Source organism: Marinimicrobium sp. UBA4209 (assembly GCF_002381585.1).
Lineage (GTDB): Bacteria > Pseudomonadota > Gammaproteobacteria > Pseudomonadales > Cellvibrionaceae > Marinimicrobium > Marinimicrobium koreense.
In genome coordinates this window covers 29,293-51,482 of sequence record NZ_DFTP01000093.1, presented here as the reverse complement: position 1 = coordinate 51,482, position 22,190 = coordinate 29,293, and the positions used below count along the sequence as shown (strand labels likewise).

18 protein-coding genes and 1 pseudogene are annotated in these 22,190 nt (G+C 60.8%); 10 read left to right on the top strand and 9 right to left on the bottom strand.

What is annotated here, in order from left to right; translation table 11 throughout:
* Positions 1 to 1,700, bottom strand: a 1,700-nt coding sequence (locus B3187_RS13440) for a methyl-accepting chemotaxis protein (protein WP_286806983.1), incomplete at its 3' end; no start/stop codon positions are given.
* 252 nt (positions 1,701 to 1,952) lie between these two features.
* On the opposite strand from B3187_RS13440, the gene B3187_RS13435 reads away from it, so the two are divergent.
* Positions 1,953 to 3,671 carry an ExeA family protein gene (locus B3187_RS13435; protein ID WP_123637810.1) on the top strand — a complete coding sequence of 573 codons (1,719 nt, stop codon included), beginning with the start codon at positions 1,953 to 1,955 and terminating at the stop codon, positions 3,669 to 3,671.
* A complete protein-coding gene (locus B3187_RS13430; RefSeq protein WP_286806982.1) occupies positions 3,671 to 4,474 on the top strand; it encodes a general secretion pathway protein GspB in 804 nt (267 codons plus the stop codon). The genes B3187_RS13435 and B3187_RS13430 overlap by 1 nt, the downstream gene beginning before the upstream one ends.
* Before the next feature lie 44 nt (positions 4,475 to 4,518).
* On the opposite strand, the gene B3187_RS13425 is transcribed toward B3187_RS13430, so the two are convergent.
* From B3187_RS13425 to B3187_RS13405, 5 genes are all read right to left on the bottom strand, one after another.
* Positions 4,519 to 4,887: a DUF6164 family protein gene (locus tag B3187_RS13425; RefSeq protein WP_286806981.1), complete on the bottom strand. Its 369-nt coding sequence runs from the start codon at positions 4,885 to 4,887 to the stop codon at positions 4,519 to 4,521.
* Between the two features lie 3 nt (positions 4,888 to 4,890).
* Positions 4,891 to 6,216, bottom strand: a complete 1,326-nt coding sequence (locus B3187_RS13420; RefSeq protein WP_286806980.1) for a sensor domain-containing diguanylate cyclase — start codon at positions 6,214 to 6,216, stop codon at positions 4,891 to 4,893.
* Positions 6,217 to 6,342: 126 nt separating this feature from the next.
* Positions 6,343 to 6,717 carry a cytochrome b5 domain-containing protein gene (locus B3187_RS13415; RefSeq protein ID WP_123637814.1) on the bottom strand — a complete coding sequence of 125 codons (375 nt, stop codon included), beginning with the start codon at positions 6,715 to 6,717 and terminating at the stop codon, positions 6,343 to 6,345.
* A 22-nt stretch (positions 6,718 to 6,739) separates the two neighbouring features.
* Positions 6,740 to 8,038, bottom strand: coding sequence for a ferredoxin reductase family protein (locus tag B3187_RS13410; RefSeq protein ID WP_286806979.1), 1,299 nt, complete (start codon positions 8,036 to 8,038; stop codon positions 6,740 to 6,742).
* A 71-nt stretch (positions 8,039 to 8,109) separates the two neighbouring features.
* Positions 8,110 to 9,465, bottom strand: a complete 1,356-nt coding sequence (locus B3187_RS13405; protein ID WP_286806978.1) for an MBL fold metallo-hydrolase — start codon at positions 9,463 to 9,465, stop codon at positions 8,110 to 8,112.
* A gap of 328 nt (positions 9,466 to 9,793) precedes the next feature.
* Here B3187_RS13405 and B3187_RS13400 point away from each other — a divergent pair, with 328 nt between their 5' ends.
* The 3 genes from B3187_RS13400 (at position 9,794) to B3187_RS13390 (ending at position 12,569) form a co-directional block, all read left to right on the top strand.
* Positions 9,794 to 10,381 carry a gluconate 2-dehydrogenase subunit 3 family protein gene (locus B3187_RS13400; protein ID WP_286806977.1) on the top strand — a complete coding sequence of 196 codons (588 nt, stop codon included), beginning with the start codon at positions 9,794 to 9,796 and terminating at the stop codon, positions 10,379 to 10,381.
* A 2-nt stretch (positions 10,382 to 10,383) separates the two neighbouring features.
* Positions 10,384 to 12,075, top strand: a complete 1,692-nt coding sequence (locus B3187_RS13395; RefSeq protein ID WP_286806975.1) for a GMC oxidoreductase — start codon at positions 10,384 to 10,386, stop codon at positions 12,073 to 12,075.
* A gap of 86 nt (positions 12,076 to 12,161) precedes the next feature.
* Positions 12,162 to 12,569 (top strand): NIPSNAP family protein, encoded by a 408-nt coding sequence (locus B3187_RS13390; RefSeq protein ID WP_286806974.1) that lies wholly within the window; start codon positions 12,162 to 12,164, stop codon positions 12,567 to 12,569.
* Between the two features lie 5 nt (positions 12,570 to 12,574).
* On the opposite strand, the gene B3187_RS13385 is transcribed toward B3187_RS13390, so the two are convergent.
* Positions 12,575 to 13,333, bottom strand: a complete 759-nt coding sequence (locus B3187_RS13385; RefSeq protein WP_286806973.1) for a substrate-binding periplasmic protein — start codon at positions 13,331 to 13,333, stop codon at positions 12,575 to 12,577.
* A 121-nt stretch (positions 13,334 to 13,454) separates the two neighbouring features.
* On the opposite strand from B3187_RS13385, the gene B3187_RS13380 reads away from it, so the two are divergent.
* Positions 13,455 to 15,722, top strand: coding sequence for a heavy metal translocating P-type ATPase (locus B3187_RS13380; protein WP_286806972.1), 2,268 nt, complete (start codon positions 13,455 to 13,457; stop codon positions 15,720 to 15,722).
* A gap of 112 nt (positions 15,723 to 15,834) precedes the next feature.
* Complete coding sequence (locus tag B3187_RS13375; RefSeq protein WP_024460726.1) at positions 15,835 to 16,203, top strand: DUF883 family protein; 369 nt, start codon at positions 15,835 to 15,837, stop codon at positions 16,201 to 16,203.
* A 29-nt stretch (positions 16,204 to 16,232) separates the two neighbouring features.
* On the opposite strand, the gene B3187_RS13370 is transcribed toward B3187_RS13375, so the two are convergent.
* Positions 16,233 to 17,228 (bottom strand): GGDEF domain-containing protein, encoded by a 996-nt coding sequence (locus tag B3187_RS13370; protein WP_286806971.1) that lies wholly within the window; start codon positions 17,226 to 17,228, stop codon positions 16,233 to 16,235.
* A 183-nt stretch (positions 17,229 to 17,411) separates the two neighbouring features.
* Between B3187_RS13370 and wrbA the strand changes: the two genes are divergently transcribed.
* Positions 17,412 to 18,014 (top strand): NAD(P)H:quinone oxidoreductase, encoded by a 603-nt coding sequence (gene wrbA / locus B3187_RS13365; RefSeq protein WP_024460728.1) that lies wholly within the window; start codon positions 17,412 to 17,414, stop codon positions 18,012 to 18,014.
* Between the two features lie 67 nt (positions 18,015 to 18,081).
* Here wrbA and B3187_RS13360 read toward each other — a convergent pair whose 3' ends face one another.
* Positions 18,082 to 19,248, bottom strand: a complete 1,167-nt coding sequence (locus tag B3187_RS13360) for an endo-1,4-beta-xylanase (protein WP_286806970.1) — start codon at positions 19,246 to 19,248, stop codon at positions 18,082 to 18,084.
* 236 nt (positions 19,249 to 19,484) lie between these two features.
* Here B3187_RS13360 and ppsA point away from each other — a divergent pair, with 236 nt between their 5' ends.
* Entirely contained in the window at positions 19,485 to 21,872 is a 2,388-nt protein-coding gene (ppsA, locus tag B3187_RS13355; protein ID WP_286806969.1) for a phosphoenolpyruvate synthase, read from the top strand.
* Positions 21,869 to 22,190 (top strand): annotated as a pseudogene (locus B3187_RS13350) (2-hydroxyacid dehydrogenase); the annotation flags it as partial. The gene ppsA and the pseudogene B3187_RS13350, both read left to right, overlap by 4 nt.

Genomic DNA, 22,190 nt, shown 5'->3' with positions numbered 1-22,190 from the left:
TTCAGCGCCAACAGGTTGGTCTGACTGGTGATATTGCTGATCAGAGAAACCATGCCTCCGATTTCCCGCGTCCGTTCGTTCAACTGATGAATGGTGCGCGCGGAATTCTCCACGGCATTGCGAATCGCCTGGGTACCGGAACTGGCGGACTCAAACTGGGCCCGGGCCTCTCGCACCACGGTTTCCATGACCTGTTTCATTTCGGTGGCGGTGCCGGAGGCGTTGCTGATTTCACCGATCTGCTCTTCCAACAGGCTCAGCATCTGCTCCATGGCGGCGGTCACCTGAGTCATGGTGGCATTGGCGCTGTCATTGCGCTGAAGCATCTGCTCACTGTTCTGCTTGACCTCGTTAGCCGAGCGGATCACCGAGCCAATAATGCCATCCAGATTGTCGATAAAGCTGTTGGTCCAACGCCCCAGATCACCGGTTTCATCCGCCACCAGTTTGCGGGTATCCAGGCGTTGTTTGAGGTTGCCACCGCCCTCGCCCAGAGCGTGAATGATCTCGGTCATCTTTCCGAGTCGTCGGGCCAGGCGTCGGGGCCCACGCATCAGAAAACTCCAGGCGCCCACGGCCAATGCTCCAGCGGTCGCGAGGTTGATGGTCCACAAGGGCCAGTCGCTCCAGGCGTGCAGTGCCATATTGCCGCCGAACACCAGTAGCAGAGGCAACAGCAGTAACCCCATGAACCGATAGGTTATGGAACGAAAGCGATACACCTCCTCCAGGTCACCCTCGCACATCATGCCCCAGCGGTCTTTGGAACCTTTAAGAGTAAAGGTTACCCCTTTACCGATTACCGGAATGTGGCGGTAATCCGAATAGCCCGGATAGGTGACAAACAGGTTCTCGCCGTTGCGGATGGTTTCGCGTACGCCGGGATGCAACTGGCCGGTGGCCGGGTCGGTAAAGCGGATCTCGAATTCGGTGTGCCGCTTGACCCCCACCACGCCCCAATCGGTGTGAATACCGCTTTTGAGATTTTCGCCATGGGAGAAAGTGCTGTCCTCAAAGCGGGACCGTGACAGGGCCGTCCCCGCAACGATGCGCCGATCAAAACCCGGCTCCACCATAAACAGATAATTGTCACCGGACTCGGTGAAAATATGCCCCGCTTCCCGTTGAATCAGATCGCCGAGTACGTCATTGGGAACCCGGGCACAGACACAGCCAATCGCTCCGTCCGCCAGTTCCACGGGCTGGTAAAACATCAGGGTCACCTCGTCGTGAAAGCGCGACGAAGAGGGACCAATATCCAACGTGGCCCGATCCACATAGGGCCCATGCAGAAACGCCCCTTTCAATCCCTCCTCCAGGGCCCGGGCATCCAGGTCACGTGCACCGACTCTGGCGCGATAGCTGGAGGCCAGCACTTTGCCGGTGTCGTCCACGACAAACAGCTCCGATGCATCCACCCAGCGCTGAAGCTGCTGTGGCAATAACGTATCCCAGCGGGCTGGATCCTGCTCTACGCTGGCCGCCAGGGAAACCATCTGCTCCCACTGACCGTCCACCCACTGATTGAGAATGGTGATTCGCGTCTGGGCGACGCTCTCAAAAGCCTGCTCCATCAGTGCATAGCGATTGCGGTTGAGCCAGCAGGACCAGCCCATGCGCACTTTGCCGGTAGCGCCAAACCAGTTCAGCCAGCGCCGTTCAGCGCCGGAGAGATTCATACGAGTACTTCTTAAACTCATTGAGTCATTCCAATTTTCGGGTTGATACCCCAAGCCGTAGCAGGAAACAGGCCAATCGAAAGACGGCGAATAAGGCGCCAAACTTTTCAATTTGCACCAATTCGGTGCAAGGCTTGCGTCAGCGCCCCCTTCGGCGCACCTTTGTGATGCAGAGAATTGTCACGCCCGAGTCAGACCGAGCCGGAGAGGAGGCTTTAACCGACCCGAGTTTCCGGCTATTCTGGCGGTCTGACACCGGGACCAAGGATCGCCATGTACCACCCGTTTTTCGGCCTTCAGGAGCCGGCCTTCGCCATCGCCGTCAACCCGCGCTACCTCTATATGAGTCAGCAGCACCGGGAGGCCCTCGCGCACCTGTTGTTTGGCCTGCGCGGCGGCGGTTTTGTGCAACTGACCGGCGAAGTGGGCACCGGCAAAACCACCATCATCCGCTGCCTTCTGGAACAGCTTCCGAGCGACACCGACATCGCCCTGATTCTGAACCCCATGGCCTCCGTGCCCGAGTTACTGAGCACCATCTGCGATGAGCTCGGAGCCCGCTATATCTCGGACGACGACACCAGCGTCAAAACCCTGACCGATGCGCTCTATGATCGGCTGCTGGACAACCATGGGCGCGGGCGTAAAACCGTACTGCTGATCGACGAGGCCCAGTCTCTCAGTGCCGAGGCGCTGGAGCAGATCCGGCTGTTGACCAACCTGGAAACCCACACCGAGAAACTGCTCAACATCATTCTGGTGGGCCAGCCGGAACTGTGTGATCTGCTCGCTCAGCCCTCCCTGCGCCAGCTCGCTCAACGCATCACCGCGCGCTTCCACCTGAACCCACTGAGCCGGGAAGAAACCGCCGCTTACATTCAGCACCGCCTGCAGGTGGCGGGCCTGGCCAGCGGCAGCACCCTGATTCCCGAGGACATTCAGACGGAAGTGCACCGCTTCAGCGGCGGCATTCCCCGCCTGATCAATATCATTTGCGAGCGCATGTTGCTGGGCGCCTACGGGCAGAACCGCAACGTCATCGACCGGGAGCTGTTTCGCCAGGCGCGGCGGGAAATCACCGGGGAGCCCGCCTCGGACCGACCCAGTACAACAGCAGCGCCGACACCAAAGCGGGCACGGCCAGCGTGGTTGGCCAGTGCCATCGCGGGGTTTGCGGGTATCACATTGGGCGCGCTGCTGTTTGGCGGCCTCGGCAACGAGCTGCCCTGGCAAGCGACACCGGAGCCGGAACCGACCGTCCCGAAACTCAGCGCCGCCTCACCGTCCGTTGCATCGGAAGTGCCGCCCACAAACATAACCGCCCCGGACGCGACCGGATCGGTCGACACCGATTCCGAGGCGATGCCGAACACAGATCCCCCGGCGCTACCGGAGCGGCCCTGGCCCCGAAAACTGGATGATGCCCTTCGCCACCTGGCCGACCACTTCAGTCTGAGTGTGCCCACCACCGGCAGCCCCTGCACCGAGAGCCCCGAGCCGGGCCATGCCTGTGGACGACGTATGCTCACCACCTGGAACGAGTTGATCGAACTGGACCGCCCCGGTGTGCTGACCCTGATCACCCCGGAGCGCAAACTCGCTTACATCCCGCTGTTGGGTCTCAATGACCAACAGGCATTGACCTGGCTGGAAGGTCGTCCGCAGACGGTTGACTGGGCCGATGTCGCGCAACTCTGGACCGGTGAGTTTCACCATTTCTGGTTCCGCCCGGCCGGTTTTGACGGTGGCCTCAGCCCCGGCGAACGAGGTCCCGCCGTCCGCTGGCTGGCCGAGCAGTTTGCCGAACTGGACAGTGAAGCGGAGCCCCTGAGCCGGGATCGCTATAACCAGCCCCTGCAGGCACGGGTAGAGATTTTTCAGCGCGCCGAGGGGCTGACCCCGGACGGGCTGTTCGGGGAAAACACCCTGAACCAACTGGCACGACGACTGGGGCTGGACCCGGGATTACTGCCCATTGCGGAGGCGCCCTGATGTCGATGATTCTGGACGCCCTGCAACGGGCCGACCGGGAGCGGCGCCGGGACGAAACACCGGCGCAAGCGCTGCCCCCAGCCTCCGCGCTGGCAACGCCCGCCGCGGTCCGGCGAGCGGGAGCCTGGCACAAATGGGGGCTCTCTGTGGCCATTGCGGGATTGGCCGCCGCCGGACTGCTGGCGTACTGGCTATTCAGAAGCGCTGAGCCGCCTGACCCCATTTCCCCAGTGGAAGCAACGGCAAGTGCCCCTGTTCCTGAAAGTACAGCGGAGGCGAGCGTCGCCGAGACCGAGCCCCGACGCCCGGGAGTTGAACGTCTCTACCAGGCCCCCGCTCGTCCCGAGCCGTCGGACGAGTCCATTGCCTCGCTGTACCGCCGAGCCCAGGCGCCAGAACCGACCCGCCCCGAGGTGACCCCATCGGAGGCGGCCACCGAGCGCCTCGCTCCGCCGCGCGACAGCGCCAGTGTCACGCTCAGTGACACACCGGCGGAGCCGTCTTCATCTCGCCAGGAAGCCGAACCAGAGCCACAACCGGCCGCCACACCGAGGCCTTCTGTTCCGGGGATTCGGGACCTGTCCTGGAGCCTGCAACAGGACATTCCGTCGTTGAATTATCAATCCCACCAATACCGGGACGGGCAAGGCAGTACCGTGACCATCAATCAGCGCGAGTATCGCGCCGGTGACCGGATAGCGCCGGACCTGCGCATCGAGCGAATTGAAGAAGACGGGGTGGTGCTGACATTCAAAGGCCAGTCCTTCAAATTGCAGGCACTCAATAGCTGGATCAATATGTAGCCAGAACAAAAAACAGAGGCAGGACAATCCAGTGGCGCCGCAGCCTACTGACCGATCAGCGCCACGAAAGGCAGGATGGACAGGGTCAGGATGACCCCGATGGCAATGACCAGAGCGGTAAATCGCAGGGGGGCAGCGACCGCTCTTTGCCAGAGCGTTGGTTGCTCCCCGGCGGCCTCCCGCTCCTCTCTCAGCGCCCGCTGCTGATCCAGGCGGCGAGCCTGATAGTCCGCCAGCAGGGCCTTGGCTTCGGGCAGCTGCTCCGGGTGGGTCAGCCAGATCGCGGACACCCCCAACCCCCAAAAACCGGCGTGGGTTTCATAGGTGGCAAAGTCGTGATCCGCCAGAAGCTGACGAACCTCCTGTGCCTCGTCGTCAGGCACCTGATTCAGTTTAAACAGTAATTGACCCATTGTTCAGCGCGTGCGCTTCCCCCCTTTGGAACAGTGGCGATCCGGTTCTATGTGGACGCGATTACGCCCTGCATCCTTGGCTTTATAGAGTGCCTTGTCCGCCCGTGACAGCAACTGATCAAAACGTTCATCCTCGGCTTGCACCTGGGTAATACCCGCGCTGAAGCTCGCATTGAATGTCCGCAGCTCATCGTTGAAAAATTCGGTTCCGGCAAACACCGCCCGAATATCATCAATCAGCTCCAGCGCCTCTTTGGTGTCGGTGTGGGGCAGCAGAATCAGGAACTCCTCTCCCCCGGAACGCCCGGAGATATCCCCTTTGCGCAGACGGTTTTTGAGAGTCGCCGCAAAGGCTTTGAGCACCTCATCGCCCATCAGATGACCATAGGTATCGTTGATGGACTTGAACCAGTCCAGGTCCACCTGTACCAGAGAAAACACCACTTCATGACGTCGATAATCGTCCAGTAACTCCGCCAATCGCTGCAACAGAAAGCGCCGGTTATACAGGCCGGTCAACTCATCGGTGACCGACAACTCCAGCAGCCGGGCTTCGAGCGCCTTGCGATGACTGATGTCCACCACCATGCCATACCAGGTCACCACCTCCTGATCCAGCCACTCCCGCTCCGGGGTGGCAATGCCCTCCAGCCAGATTTCCCGGCCATTCAGCACCACCCGGTATTCGCAGGTCCATTGCCCCAAGGCCCGGTAGCTTTCCAGAATGGATTGCTGGAGACGCTGCGCGTCCTCCGGATGCACCAGGTCAAACACCAGCGAAGCGTCCTGCAAAATAGCGTCGGGCTCCCGACCGTAAAATTCCCGTACCCCCTCACTGACGTAGGGAAACTCCACCCGTCCATCGGCGTACATCCGGAAAATATAGATGACCCCGGGGATGGTCTCGGCCAACTTGTTGAGTAATTGGGCATTGATGTGCTGCTGACTGATGTCGATGTGGGTACCCACCACCCACTCGGGATCGCCCTCCGCCGTGCGGGACATCAGGCGACCCCGGTCGTGAATCCAGACCCAGTGCCCCTCCTTGTGTCGGAGTCGCACAATGCATTCGTAGTAGGGGGTTTCACCATCGAAGTGGCGCTGGAAGGCTTCGTTGGAACGGGCCAGGTCGTCGGGATGACAGAGACGGTGCCAGATGGCGATGCTGATGGGCTCCAGCTCCCGGGAGCTGTAACCGAGCATCTCCGCCCAGCGTTCGTTGATCCGTTGCTCACCGGTGTGGGCATTCCACTCCCAGGTGCCAGCTCGGGTACCCTCGATGATGGCCTTCAGCCGGTTGAGCTGCTCGCTTGCATTTACCTGGGACACACCATGCCTCTGGTTACCTCAATCTCTACCGGGAGGGCGCTGTTGTCGCTCAAACCATCCCTCAATTAGCGCTATCTTCGCAAGCCCCGAAAGCCGTGGCAAGCACGAGCGACGCCTCCCGTCCGGTCACTGACCGGTTGAGGTATCCGCGGCCGACTCAAGAACCCCGATCCGGTAGCGTTCGAGCTGACCCCAGGCGGCAGGGCTGTGGTCCCGACCATAGCCTTTGGTGGTCATGCCCTCGGTGGCTTCGCGCCCGCACCAGGGCAGAATCACCGCCGGTGGCGCCGGGTGGTGTGGCAGGTAGTCGGTCAGGTCATACACCTCACCCCGGATCGCCATCCAGCAGTCCTCCAGCCGGTCGTGCCTGGCGACCTCCTCCAGGGTAAAGGTCGGCTCCTCTTCGGCCAGCGTTACCGCCGGCACCAGCGTCCAGGTCACCAGCAAGGTCACGACCGAAGACCAGAATGCGACAAACGCCGCAAAGGCGGTTTTTTTCATGGGTTACCTCCCGATCAGATGTTCAAAGCAAAACAAATTCTTCGGTTACCAGGCGCCCGGCGGGCACACCGCAGGCGCTCAGCGCCTCCCGGGCCCGTTCCAGCAGCGGCAACGGGCCACAGACATACACCGCCCGGTCGGCCACATCCGGACAGACCCGCTTGATGAAGGCCTGATTCAGCGGCCCCTCCCGATAAAAATAGTGCACCGTCAGTTGGCTGTCGGGCCAGCCCTCGAACGCGCCCTTCAGCTCGTCGGCAAACAGGAACCGCGTCTCGTCCTGTACACAATCGATCAGATGAACCTGCAGCGGCCGCCCCACTCGCACCGCCTCACGTACCCGCCCGAGAAAGGGAGTGATGCCAATTCCCCCCGCGACCCACAGCTCGGGCCGTGCGGGATTCGACGCAAAAAAATCGCCGTAGGGTCCCTCCACCCAAAGACGGGTTCCCTCGGGAACGGTCAACATCGCGTGACTGGCATCCCCCAAATCCTTGATCGCCACCCGCAGATCCGGCTCATCCGGAGCAGAGGAAAGGGTGTAGGGATGCTCTTCCCGGTGCCCGATATGACCAACCCGATCCGGCGTCAAATAGATGAACTGCCCGGATCGATAACTCAACCGCTGCCGCTCTGGGGCCAGCGTCAGCTCCACCACATCCCGCGCAGGGTGAGTGACTCTGGTCACCCGATAGGAACTCCGGCCTCGCCAGCGTGCGTAAAGCCACCGGTAGCTCAGTGCGGAAATCGCGAGCAGGGCCAACGTCGACCACAACACCCAGGCCAACCATCCGGGCAAGGTCCTGCTCAACAACCCCGTGTGCAACAACGCCAGAATGACAGTGACCCCACTCAAGCGATGCAGCCACTTCCAGCGTTGGTATTCGGGTTCGCCAAAAAAGCCGAAGCTCGGCGCCATGAACGCCATCAACGCCAGCAGCGCCACCCAACCCCAGACCGAGGCCGGCTGCGAAGAAAACAGCGTACTGACCGCCGCGTCCAGGGAAATACCTGCCGCGGCAAACGACAACAGCAGCGGATGGGCCAGCAATAACAGAAATGCGATGGCGCCAAGGCGATGATGCAACTGCCACAGTTTAGTCAGGCCACCGAAGGGGCGGTCAAAGCCAGGCACACGGCAACACAGGGCGGCGGCCATCAGTAACAGGGAGAGGCCCCAAATGCCGGTAATACGCCCCAGGGCATTCAGAACTTCCCGAGGCTGATCCAGACTTGGCCAGAGAAACGGCAGCGCCAGCACGCCCGGCAGCAGCGCCAGCACCCAGACAGCCACGTGACTGAAACCCTTCGGATGACGCACGTAATCCCCCCTTGAGCGTAAAAACCGGCACGTTTACGCGTCGGTAACCCGGTTTGTTCCAGCGACGTTCATCAGACAGTGAGGATCGACCGGTACTCGGCCACATCAACCTCGTAATCCCCGTGATCCTGCAAGTACAGACGCAGGCAGTCGGCCGCTTCCGGCTCACCGTGAATCAACTGGATGGGCGTTTTCGACTTGAGCCCGGAATCTTTAAGCCACTGCCCTAGCTCACGATAATCCGCGTGACCAGACAGTCCGGTCAGAACCGCCAACTGTGCTTTTCGCGGGATATAGGCGCCGTGAATCTTGACCGTTTCTCCCCCCGCAATCAGATGTGCTCCGCGGGTACCACCCGCCTGGTGGCCGCTCAACATGAGCGTGTTGCGGTGATTCGGCAGCAGCCGCTTCATGTGATGCAGAATGCGACCGCCGCTCATCATGCCACTGCCGGCGATGATGATATGCGGGTACGACAGGTCGGCCAGCGCCTTGGACTCATCAACACTGTGAGTGTAAGTCACCAGCTCCGCCATACGGGCACAGTCGGCATCGCTCAACCGGTGCTGGTCAGCGTACTGGTGGTAAATGGCGGACACGTCGATGGCCATCGGGCTGTCGAGGAACACCGGCAGCGTGGGGATGCGTCGCTCATCCATCAGCCTGGCCAGCATATGCTGCAGCAACTGGGCCCGCCCCACGGCAAAGCTGGGAATCATCAGCACCCCGCCGCGATTGACCGTGGCGTTGACGATGTCTGCCAGCTGATTCCAGGGGTCGCTGTCCGGGTGCGGACGATCACCATAGGTGGATTCAAGCAACAGCAGGTCCAGCGCCGGGAGGGGTTTCGGGGGGTACATCAGAATATCGTGGGGCCGCCCCACATCGCCGGAAAACCCGACCCGTTTACCTTCCGCCTCCACGATGATGCTGGCCGCCCCGAGAATATGCCCGGCGGGCTGGAAAGTGATGGACAGGTCCCCGAGCTGCAGTGACTGATTGAAATGCACGGGTTCAAAAAGCTTCAGGCTGTCTTCAGCGGTGCGCTGGTCGTACAGGGGCTCGGGATGATCGTGCTTGCTCAGCTTGTGACGGGAGAAAAACCGGGCGTCTTCTTCCTGAATGTGCCCGCTATCGGGCAGCAGAATGCCGCACAGCGCCCGGGTGGCCGCGTGGGTGTACACCGGCCCGCGATACCCCTGCTGATACAGCCGCGGAATGTAGCCGGAGTGGTCCAGGTGCGCGTGGGTCAGGAGCACCGCGTCCAGGGTGTTCAGATCCACCGGCAGGCTTTGCCAGTTGCGCCGACGCAACCACTTGTAGCCCTGAAACAGGCCACAGTCGATCAACACCCGGGTTCGACCGGTCTCCAGCAGGAACTTGGAGCCGGTCACCGTTTCCGTACCGCCGAGAAAGACTATCTTCACACGCACCCCCGAGCTTCTGCCGTGGCACTGCAGTGGTTCTGACAGCCAGCATAGACACAGGCCGGGCACCCCGTATTGACCTGAATCAACCCGGGAGCCCAAAAAGGAAATTGCCCCTCAAAGCTTGCGCCCTCGAGGCAACTTGCTTACATTATAGTCCACACAACAATTAGTGATTTAAGCGCCACTCCTCAGGGACAGGTTCCTGCACCCGGGCCACCGGCCCCAGTGCCCAGCGCATAACATCAATAACAATCGCCCTGTAGCAACCCAAACCGATTGCCGCAGTTCACTCACCCAAACTCGGTTTCCGATCATGAAAACACGCATGAACAGACGAGAAATCTTACGTTACACCGCCTGGCTGACCGGCACCTCCGTGGCCGCACCGCTGGCCTCGGCGGTACTGACCGGCTGCTCCGAAACGCCTCCGGGGGATGCCGCCCCCACCCCCACACCGGCCGACGGCCAGCTGCTTCACTTTTTCAGCCCCAAGGCGTTCGGCCTGATCACCGAAATCGCCGACACCCTGCTGCCGCGCACCGACAGCCCCTCGGCCAGCGACGTCGGGGTACCGCAAACGCTGGACACCATGCTCGGCAAGGTGCTCGAACAGGGGTACGTGGAGCAGTTCCAACGACTCTGGACCGACCTGGAGGCCGCCCTCACCCAGGCCAACTTTGCCAGCCAGAGCCAGGGCGAACGCGAAGCACTGCTCAGCCAACTGGAAACCAGCACGGACGCCACTCAGGCCAGCGCCCGCGATGGCATGGTGATGCTGAAGCAACAGGTGGTGATCTATTACCTCACCAGCGAAACCATTGGCGAGCAGTACCTGAACTACCTTCCCATCCCCGGCGAGTACAAACCCTGTATCTCGGTGGACGACGTTGATAACAAGAAGTGGGCAATCTGATCATGGCAACGACTGAATTCGACGCAATTGTGATTGGCTCCGGCATCAGCGGCGGTTACGCCGCCATGGAGCTGTGCAAAAAAGGCTACAAAACACTGGTCCTGGAACGGGGCCGCGATGTGCAACACGGCGAATACCCCACCGCCCACGACGATGTGTGGGACCTGCCCCACCGCGACAAGGTGCCCCGGGACGAAATTGCCGAGCACTACCCCAAGCAGAACCGTCTCAACTGGTGGGTCACCCAGGCCAACAAGCACTGGATCAACAAAGACGACGAATACCCTTATCAGGAAGACCAGCGTTTTGACTGGATTCGCGGGCATCACGTCGGGGGTCGCTCGATCATGTGGGGCCGTCATTGCTATCGCTGGAGCGACATTGACTTTGAGGCCAACAAAAAAGAAGGCATCGCCATCGACTGGCCGATTCGCTACAAGGACATCGAGCCCTGGTACGATTATGTGGAACCCTTCGTCGGCATCGCCGGTCAGGCCGAGGGCCTGAAGCAGGTACCCGATGGCAAATTCCTCAAACCCTTCCCGCTCAACTGCGCTGAGCAGCACCTGCGCGAAACCGTCGCCCAGAAATATCCGTTCCGGGTGGTGACTCCAGGCCGGGTAGCAAACCTGTCCGAGTACAACCCGGACGTTCACCTCGGCAAGCGCGGCCAGTGTATGTCCCGGGATCGCTGCTGGCGCGGCTGCCCCTTCGGCGCTTACTTCAGCAGCCAGTCCGCCACCCTGCCGGTGGCCGAAGCGACCGGCAACCTGACCATTCGCCCACACAGTATCGTCAAGGAAATTGTGTACGATGCCGACTCCGGGCGCGCCACCGGCGTGCGCCTGATCGACGCCCAGAGCAAAGAAGAGCTGGAAATTTCCGCACGGATCATTTTCTGCAACGCCAGCACCGTGGGCACCACCGCCATCCTGCTCAACAGCCGCTCCGACGCCTTCCCCAATGGTCTGGGCAACCGCAGCGGCGAGCTGGGCCACAACATCATGGATCACCACTACGGCATGGGCGCCGCCGGCGTTCTGCCCGCACTGGAGAACGAATACTACTCCGGTCGCAAACCGGGCGGTTTTTATATTCCGCGTTTTACCAACCTGGATGAAGAAACCCGGCGGGAAGATTATGTGCGCGGTTTCAGTTATCAGGGCTCGGCACAACGGGCTGAAAATATTCCGGTGGGCGCGGTCGGCTCATCCCTGAAAGAGGCGGTGTTCAAACCCGGCACCTGGACCATCCGCATGACCTGTTTCGGCGAGATGTTGCCCTACCATGAAAACCGGATGTACCTGGATCACAGCAAGACCGATCAATACGGTATGCCGCTGATCACCTTTGATGCCCAACTGCGGGACAATGAAATGAAGCTGCGCCAGGACGGCGTGAAAAGCGCGGTGCAAATGCTCGAAGCGGCGGGCTGTACCGGCATCACCTGGTACAACAGCGCCACCGCGCCCGGCGCCTGCATCCATGAAATGGGCACCGCGCGCATGGGCCACGACCCGGAAACCAGCGTGCTCAATAAATGGAACCAGATGCACGATGTCCCCAATGTGTTTGTGACCGACGGTTCCTGCATGACCAGCTCCGGCACCCAGAACCCGAGCATCACCTACATGGCGCTGACCGCCCGTGCCGTAGACTATGCTCACAAACAGATTCAGGCCGGCGAGCTGTAAGCTCACCCGGTTATGGTCGACACACCCATTCCGGGCAGCCTAGTTATCCTCTAGAAGACTGCCCGATTTTTTTTGAGGTAATAACCATGAAAGCTTTCTTGCGCACCCTGTCCCTGATCACTCTGGCGACCGCGGCCAGCGCCCCGACACTGGCCGACTCCGAGCGAGTGTTCGAGCTGCGGACCTACACCACCCATGAAGGCAAACTGCCCGACTTACATGCCCGCTTCGAAAACCACACCCGCTGGTTGTTCGAAAAACACGGCATGAGGAACATCGCCTACTGGACACCCACCGATGAAGCCCTGGCCGACAACACCCTGACCTATATCCTGGTGCACGAAAGCCGGGAAGCGGCCGAGGCAAGCTGGAAGGCGTTTTCCAACGACCCCGAGTGGCAGGCGGTTTACCAGAAGTCCCGAGAGAATGGACCACTGGTCAAACACATCGACTCCACTTTCATGAAGCCCACCGACTACTCGCGGATTCGCTAAACCCATCAAAACTGCAATGGGTCGATGCCGTAGCGCGCCAGCAGGTAAACGTACTCGTCGGTGTCCCGAAAGCGCTGCACGGCCCGGGAAAAGTCAGCGGCCAGTTTATGGGCATCCTCGCGTTGACGTGAAATGGCGATGTAAATGGGGCCCCGGAATACCGGCGGCTCCATGAACTCGATCTGATTCCGCACCCCCAGCCGCTCGGCGTGCAGTTCAATGGCCGGCTTGTTGCCCAGGGCATAGTCCACCCGGCCACCGAGCAGCACTTTGATCAACTGCTCCTCATCATTGACCCGCAGCTTTTTGAACGCGGTATCGTCTTCAAGCGCCTCGCCATAGTAGTAAGCGCGAATTCCCCCGAGCTGAAACTCGCGCAACCAGTTGATATCGGACGAATCCAGAGGCTCATCCCCGGCGCGGCGAAACACCGATACGGTTTCAAAGGCGTGGGGAATGGAGGTGAAGGTGACGCCCGGGGCGCGCTTGGAGGTGTTGAACAGGGTGCAGGCAATATCGGCCCGTCCGTCACCGACATGCTGCAACAGCCGGCTGAACGGATAGCGCCGGTACTCGAGCTTATACCCCAACTGCTGGGCCACCCGTTCGCACACATCGACGGAAATGCCCCGCCACTGGCTGGTCTGATCGTCAAAATAATAGAACGGCGGGTAGTCCTTTTCGGCTACCGCCGCCACCAACGTGGTCCCGCTGGCCGCACAACTGATGCACACCAGCAAAACCGTCAGCACAATACGCCTCATGGAGGATCTCCATCCTTTTTGGAGGAACAGCCAGAAAAAGTATAGCACCGAATAGTCGCCCCTTGACTTTCCAGTGATTGGAAGGTTTAGAGTGGCCCTATTCCCTACTACGGAGGCGTTTATGACATCCTCGAATGAAATTGATCTGCACATCAGCGGGATGAGCTGTGCATCCTGCGTCGGCCGGGTTGAAAAAGCCCTCAATGCCGTGGAAGGCGTCACCGAAGCCAACGTCAACCTGGCCACGGAAACCGCTCAGGTGAAGGGCAGCGCCAAGGCCGATACGTTGATCGACGCCGTACGCCAGGCCGGCTACCAGGCCGAACCCGCACGCTCCGACCAGACCGATCAGTTGGCGGAAGAGCGGGCCCAGGAGGCCCGGCGTCTCAAACGCTCTCTGTGGTTTGCGGCGGCGTTGACGCTGCCGGTGTTTGTGATGGAAATGGGCGGCCACCTCTTTCCGGCATTGCACCACGCCATCAACGACAGTATCGGTCAGCAGGCCAACTGGTTGATCCAGTTCACCCTGGCCACCCTGGTGCTGTTCGGACCCGGCCTGCGCTTTTTCCGGCTCGGTGTGCCAGCTCTGGCACGGCTGGCGCCGGATATGAATTCACTGGTGGCCCTGGGCACCACCGCTGCCTGGGGCTACTCGGTGGTGGCCACCTTTGTGCCCGAGGTACTGCCTGACAATGCGGTCAACGTCTATTACGAGGCCTCGGCGGTCATCGTCACCCTGATTCTGCTCGGCCGGTTTATGGAGGCCCGCGCCAAGGGCCGCACCAACCAGGCCATCAGCCGCCTGGTGAGCCTGCAGGCCAAAAGCGCGCGGGTGCTGCGCGACGGGCAAGAGGTCGAGGTGGCGCCGGAAGAGATTCAGCTTGGGGAGACCATTGTGGTCCGCCCCGGTGAGAAAATTCCCCTCGACGGTGAGCTGGTTGACGGTCACTCCTATGTGGACGAATCCATGCTCACCGGCGAAGCCATTCCCGTGGAAAAGTCCACCGGGGATACAGTGGTGGGCGGCACCCTCAATAAAACCGGCAGTTTCTCCTTCAAGGTCACCAAAACCGGGGAGGACACCCTGCTGGCCCAGATCATTCATATGGTCGAAAGCGCCCAGGGCTCGAAGCTGCCGATCCAGACCCTGGTCAATAAAATCACCCTCTGGTTTGTGCCCGCAGTGATGGCCGCAGCCCTGGTGACCCTGGTGGTCTGGCTGATATTCGGCCCCGAACCGGCCCTGACCTTTGCGCTGGTCAACGCGGTGGCGGTGCTGATCATCGCCTGCCCTTGCGCCATGGGACTGGCTACGCCCACCTCCATCATGGTGGCCACCGGCCGGGCGGCAGAAATGGGCATCCTGTTTCGCCACGGCGAAGCCCTGCAGGCACTGCGGGATATGGACGCCATTGCCTTTGACAAAACCGGCACCCTGACCCGGGGCCAACCGGAACTGACCGACCTGATTCCCGCCGAGGGTTTCGAGCGCTCGCAGTTGCTCACCTGGGCCGCGGCACTGGAAAAACGCTCCGAACACCCCATCGCCGAGGCGATACTCGACGCGGCGGAGCAGGAAGACCTGACGCTTCCGGAGGCCACCGGGTTCGACTCATTGACCGGCTATGGTGTGAAGGCCACCATCGAGGGGCGCGAGGTCGCCATCGGCGCGCTGCGGCTTCTGCAGGAGTACAGCCAGGGCGACAATCCGTTTGAAGCCGAGGCCGACACCCTGGCCAGCGACGGAAAAACCCCGCTGTATCTGTTGGTGGACCGCAAGCCGGCCGCCCTGCTCGCCGTAGCCGACACCGTAAAAGACACAACGCCGGCGGCCATCGACTTTCTGCACCGGGAAGGCTTCAAAGTGGTGATGATGACCGGCGACAACCAGCACACCGCCCGGGCCATCGCCGATCAGCTCAAAATTGATGAAGTGGTGGCCGATGTCCTGCCCGACGGCAAGGTCGAGGCGCTGAAAAAGTTGCAGGACGAGGGCCTGAAGGTGGCCTTTGTGGGCGACGGCATCAACGACGCCCCCGCTCTCGCACAAGCCGATATCGGTATCGCCATGGGCACGGGGACCGACGTCGCCATCGAAAGCGCCGATGTGGTGCTGGTCAAAGGCGATCTGGTCGGAGCGGCCAACGCCATCGCCGTCTCCCGCGCCGCCCTGCGCAACATCAAGCAGAACCTGTTCTGGGCTTTTGCCTACAACACGGCGCTGATTCCGGTGGCCGCCGGTCTGCTCTACCCGGCCTTCGGTCTGCTGCTGTCGCCGGTGTTCGCGGCGGGCGCCATGGCATTGTCGAGCGTGTTTGTGCTGGGTAATGCCCTGCGCCTGAAACGCTTTCAGGCGGTCATCCAATCCGGCCCCGACGCCGTACGATGAAGTGAGCGCCAAGCGTTTCAATTGGGCGCTCATAAGCCTACACTGGTTTGCGAAAAGGCTTGCGAGAGTCCTTTAGCTGACGAGTATTCACCGTTTTACTAAGGAGTAGGTTATGCAAGTTCGAGACTTGATCCCGGGCCAGGCCCGGAAGAAATCCAACCCCAGCGCGATGGAACACCTGTCTGAACGCTCGGCCGAACTCACCGATGAATTCAAGTCATTTGTGGGTGATATGGAAGCCATGCTCAAGAACAGCGCATCGCTGCAGGGGGAAGAACTGGCCCGCGCCCGCCAGGCGCTGGAGGAGCGCGTCCACAAAGCCAAAGGTGTGGTTGACGAAAAAGGCAATCGCCTGGCGCAGTACACCAAGGAAAACCTGCATCAGGCTGGTGACTACGCCCGGACGCACCCCTGGACGGTCACCGGTGCAACCCTGGCGCTCGGGGTTGCGGTCGGGCTGTTGATCTTCAAGCGCAAATAAGGCGGTGCCCGGGCACACCAGTGGTCTGCCTACGAACTGGCGACCCACTGGTTGCGTCCCCGGTCCTTGGCCCGGTACAGGCAGTCGTCGGCGGCCACGATAAGATCGTCCGGGGTATCAACACTGATCAGGTCCGAAGTCACCACCCCGACACTCAGTGTCACCACCCCGTCAGTAGCGGTGTGTTCGTGCGGGATCCCCGAAGCCTGCATGGACGCCAAAATACGCTCCGCAACACGTCGAGCGCCGGCACTGTCGGTTTCGGGAAGCAACACCAGAAACTCATCGCCCCCATAGCGAACCCCCAGATCCATCGTACGGTGACTGGCACTTCGGATGGCATCGGCCACGGCCACCAGGCATTTGTCACCCGCCAGATGACCATAACGATCGTTGTACTCCTTGAAGTGATCGATATCGACCATCAACAACGACAGCACGCCGCCGGTGCGCTTGATCCGCGCCAGTTCGCTGACCACCACCTCATCAAAGCGACGGCGATTGGCCAGCCCGGTCAGGGGGTCGGTGAGTGAAAGCGCCTGCAACTCCCGCATTGCCTGTCGCAGCTCTGCGGTGCGCCGCTCGATTTTCTCTTCCAGCTGTTCATTCAGTTCTTTGAGCTCACGCTCGGTTTCCACAAAGCGGGTAAGCTCCTTGGACGTGCCCCAGATATGGGTCACCACCCCGCGATCATCGCGCATCGGAACCAGAATGGTCTCAAACAACCGCTGACGGCCGTCGAGCACCGGCTTCTGCTCCGTCACCACGGTGCTGCCCAGGGCCACACAGCGCCGGTAGCCTTCAATGATTTCCTCGGCGCCCTCCCAACCGGCCAGCAAGTCCCGGAATCGGGCGCCGGGCACCTGTCTGGGCTCCAGAGCTCGGGCCGCCTCATTGGCGTTGACGATTTCAAAGTCGTCATCAAGCACCTTCGCAATCCAGAAGGGATCGCGAGCATGATGCCAGAGCGCCTCAAAGAACTGCAGCAGCGCCTGTTGGTCCAGAGCAGCGTGAAAGTCGGTCATATCCGGATACTAGCGCAAAGCGCCCAAAGATGCAGCATCAGGCGCCAAAGTGGCCTATCGGCGTCCCCGCATGGCTTACGTAAAGATTGGTAAGCGCCGTCCGCCCCGCAACAAGACAAACCATCCGCTCGCCTGTTAGCGTCGTATCTACCACTTTAACTTACCCGAAAAGGAGTCTGTTTGATGTCCAAGGTTCTTGTTCTTTACTACAGCATGTATGGCCACATCGAAACCCTGGCTCACGCCATCGCCGAGGGAGCCAGGCAGGTGGATGGTGTGGAAGTCACCCTGAAACGTGTGCCGGAAACCATGCCTGAGGATGTGGCCCGCAATGCCGGCGCCAAGCTCGACCAGGATGCGCCAGTGGCCAGTCCGGAAGAGCTCGATCAGTACGATGCCATCATCTTCGGCACCCCCACGCGCTTTGGCAACATGTGTGGTCAGATGCGCAACTTCCTGGATCAGACCGGCGGACTCTGGGCGCAAGGCAAACTGGTCGGAAAAGTGGGCAGTGTATTTACCTCCACTGCCAGCCAGCACGGCGGTCAGGAAACCACCATCACCTCGTTCCACACCACCCTGTTGCACCACGGCATGATCATTGTGGGTGTACCTTATGCCGTACCCGCACTGACCAATATGGACGAAGTCAGCGGCGGCACGCCCTACGGCGCCAGCACCCTGGCCGGTGCCGATGGCAGCCGCCAACCGACCGAAAACGAGCTGACCATCGCCCGCTATCAGGGTGAGCATGTGGCGAAAATTGCCATCAAGCAGAGCGCGTAAAACCCTTGCGCCAACAAAAAAGCCCGCGCTATTGGCGCGGGCTTTTTTGTACTCGTCGTACTGAGTGCTACTCGGCGTTGGTTGGCACCCTCAGCAGCGTATCCACCGCCGGCTTGGGCGAATAATCCCGGTTGAACAGCAAGGGGTAGTTGATGCGATTCTCGATGGGATAGCCGTTTTTCCAGGACATATCATCGGTCACACCCCAGAGCGTAACCCGGTCGATTTTATCCCGCTTGCGATAAAGCAGCTCGAACAGTTCCCGCCAACGCTCGGTCAGTTGCTGCTGTACATCATCCGGCAAGCCGTCCGCGTAGGGGTTCAGGTACTCCACAAATTCTTCATTCTGATATTGTGGATGAAGCATGCCGGTACCGATGATCTGGCCCTCACGAGTGAGCGGCAGCACATCGATGTCCATCTCGGTAATCATCACTTTCACACCCAGCTCGGCGTAGGCATCAATGGCCTGCTCGATGTATTCCATTTTCGGGTAATTCAAGCCCCAGTGTGCCTGGATGCCGACGCCGTCAATGCGAATACCGGCGTCCTGCAACATTTTTACCATACGCACAATACCGTCGCGCTTGGCCGGACGCCAGGCATTGAAGTCGTTGTAATAGAGCTCGGTATCCGGTGCGTACTCACTGGCGTACTGAAAGGCCAATTTCACCAGCTCATCGCCACTGCCAATACTGTTGACCCAGGTGGTGGGACGATAGGAGCCGTCGTCCGCAATCACTTCATTGACCACATCCCAGGCGTGCACCTTGCCGGCATAACGCCCGGCAACCACCTCGATGTGCTGACGCATCCGCTCTTTCTGCTGCTCGGAGGTGTTGGGATCGCCGTCTTCATTGTGAAAGAACCAGGCCGGTGTCTGGTTGTGCCAGACCAGGGTGTGGCCCACGGTAAACAGGTCGTTTTCCCGCCCGAATTCAACAAACGCATCGGCGGGCCCAAAGCGGTACACACCGGGCTCCGGGTTGATCTCCTCGGCCTTCATGGCGTTTTCCAGGGTCACGGTATTGAAGTGGTTCAACACGATCTCCGCGGACTGGGGGGCATCGCCAGCCGCGATTCCCGAATTGATCGCCACGCCCACTTTGAAGGCGTCGGCATAGGCCGCCTTGAGCGTGTCGGCGGTGGGTTTCACGTCATTCTGGCTCTGGTAGGGAGATTGCTGGCAGGCGGACAACAGTACCGCCGCAGCAAGTATCAAAACAGGTTTCATAACAGTCATACCCTGGTTTTATCATGTTGAGTGGCGCCGGAGCGGCCGGCGGGCCAGGCATCCTGACAGGCCGCCAGACAGGCCGCCAGACAGGCCACTAAGAGTCACAACAACTATATCAAACTCCACAACGCCTGTCGGCCCGATTTCTGATCTGGCGCAAGGCCCAGCCCACCCACAGCGACTAGACTGTTAACAGAGACCTTTCCGGAACACCCCAGGCCAGGAGGTGAGCCATGCCCCACACAGAATCTATCCTATGGTTTGAGCAGATTACCCTGGAGGACATTGGCCGGGTTGGCGGCAAGAACGCCAGCCTGGGCGAGATGACCCGGTCGCTTCAGTCCGCCGGCGTCCCCATTCCCCCGGGGTTTGCCATTACCGCCCAGGTGTACCGGGATTTCATCGAGGCGAACCAACTGACCGGGCGGATCGCCGAACAACTGGCGGCGCTGAAACATGAGCAGCAAAGTCTGGCCGATACCGGGGCAGCCATTCGGGCACTGATTCTCGGCGGGGAGTTCACCACCGGGCAACGAAGTGCCATTGAGGACGCCTATCGACAGCTCTGCGACCGACTGCAACAGCCCGAAGCCCCGGTCGCCGTGCGCAGCTCCGCCACGGCCGAGGACCTGCCGGAAGCCAGTTTCGCCGGTCAGCAGGAAAGCTTTCTCAACGTCCGGGGGCTGGATGGGTTATTGGAAAGCAGCCGGGCCTGTCTGGCCTCCCTGTACACCGACCGCGCCATCGCCTATCGGGAGCAGCACGGCTTTGCCCACGAGCAGGTGGCGCTTTCGGTGGGTGTGCAGCAGATGGTGCGCTCGGACCTCGGCTGCGCCGGCGTCCTGTTTACCCTGGATACCGAAAGCGGCTTCCCCGACGTGGTGCTGATCAACGGCGCCTGGGGGCTGGGGGAGTCGGTGGTCAAGGGCAGCGTCAACCCGGACCGGTTTATGGTGTACAAGCCGCTGCTGGAACGTGAATTTCAGCCCATCATAGAGCGCACCTGCGGCAGTAAAGCGGAGAAGATGCTCTATGCCGACTCGGCCGACGAACCCGGCAAAACCACGCGCACGGTTGCCACCACCGAATCCGAACGCCAGCGTCTGGTGTTGAACGATGAGGACATTCTCACCCTGGCCCGCTGGGGAATGCAGATCGAACAGCACTACCAGCGCGCCATGGATATCGAATGGGCGCGGGACGGTGATACCGGAAAGCTTTATATTGTCCAGGCGCGCCCGGAAACCATCGAGTCACAAAAAGACCGCGCGGTCTTCTCCAGTTATAAACTGAAGGAGCAGGGCTCTGTGCTGGTGGAAGGCGCCAGTGTCGGCAGCGCCATCGCCGCCGGCCCGGTGTGCAAGCTGGACCGACACGACCAGAGCGAGCAGTTCCCGAAAGGCGCCATTCTGGTCACCGACCGGACCGACCCGGACTGGGTACCGATCATGCGCCGCGCGGCGGGGGTCATTACCAACAGCGGCGGTGCCACCAGTCATGCCGCCATTGTCAGCCGGGAGCTGAAGGTGCCCGCCATCGTCGGTACCGGGAACGCCACGGAGCGTCTGACCGAAGGAGCGGAGGTCACGTTGGACTGTTCCCAAGGCGCCCAGGGCAAGGTGTACGAAGGTAAGCTGGCCTTTGAGGTAAAGCAGATTCGGGTGGACGAAGTGGTTCCCACCCGCACCGACCTGATGATCAATGTCGCCATGCCCGACGGCGCGCTGTACTGGTGGCAGCTGCCGACCCGGGGAATCGGCCTGGCCCGGATCGAGTTCATCATCTCCAGCCAGATTGGTGTTCACCCCATGGCCCTTTTGCACCCGGAGCGGGTCACCCCGATTGAAACCCTGGACACCATCGCCGCCTTGACTCAGCGCTACGCCACCCCGAGTGAGTACTTTGTCGATCAGTTGGCCACCGGCATTGGCAAAATTGCCGCCTCCTGTTACCCCCACCCGGCCATCGTGCGTTTTTCAGACCTCAAGTCGAACGAATACCGGGGGCTGATTGGTGGTGAAGACTTCGAACTGGAAGAGGACAACCCCATGCTCGGGTTGCGCGGCGCCTCGCGCTACTATCACGAGCGCTACCGGGAAGCCTTTCAGCTTGAGTGCCAGGCATTGAAGCGCGCCCGGGAGGTCATGGGCTTTGACAATATCATCGCCATGATTCCCTTCTGCCGCACACCGGCCGAGGCGGATCAGGTGCTGGCGGTGATGGCCGACGCCGGGCTCAAACGCGGCGAGAACGGCCTTCAGGTTTACGTGATGTGTGAGATTCCCTCGAACGTCATTCTCGCCGAGCAGTTTGCCCAGCGGTTCGACGGCTTCTCTATCGGCAGCAACGATCTGACCCAACTGGTGCTCGGCATCGATCGGGATTCACAAGCCCTGCGTCCGCTGTTCGATGCCCGGGACGAGGCCGTCAAACGACTGATCGCCCAGGTCATTCGGGTCGCTCACGAACACCATCGCAAGGTCGGCATCTGCGGCCAGGCTCCGTCCGACCATCCCGATTTTGCCGCGTTTCTGGTGGAATGCGGCATTGATTCCATTTCCCTCAACCCGGATTCCATCATCCGGGCCAGCCAACATATTGCCCAAGCGGAGAAACAATGAAAGTTGCCGTATTCAGCAGCAAACCTTACGACAAAGCGTTTCTGACCAGTGCCAATCAGGGGCGCCACGAGCTGGTGTTTCACGAAGCCGCGCTCAACGCCGCCAGCGCGCTTCTCGCCCAGGACTGCACCGCCGTCTGTTGTTTCGTCAACGACCAGTTGGGCGCGGACGTGTTGGAGATTCTGGCAAAGCAGGGCGTAAAACTCATTGCCATGCGCTGCGCCGGGTACAACCAGATTGATCTGGACGCCGCCCGCGCCCTGGGCATCACCCTGGCCCGGGTGCCGGAGTATTCTCCCCACGCCATTGCCGAACACG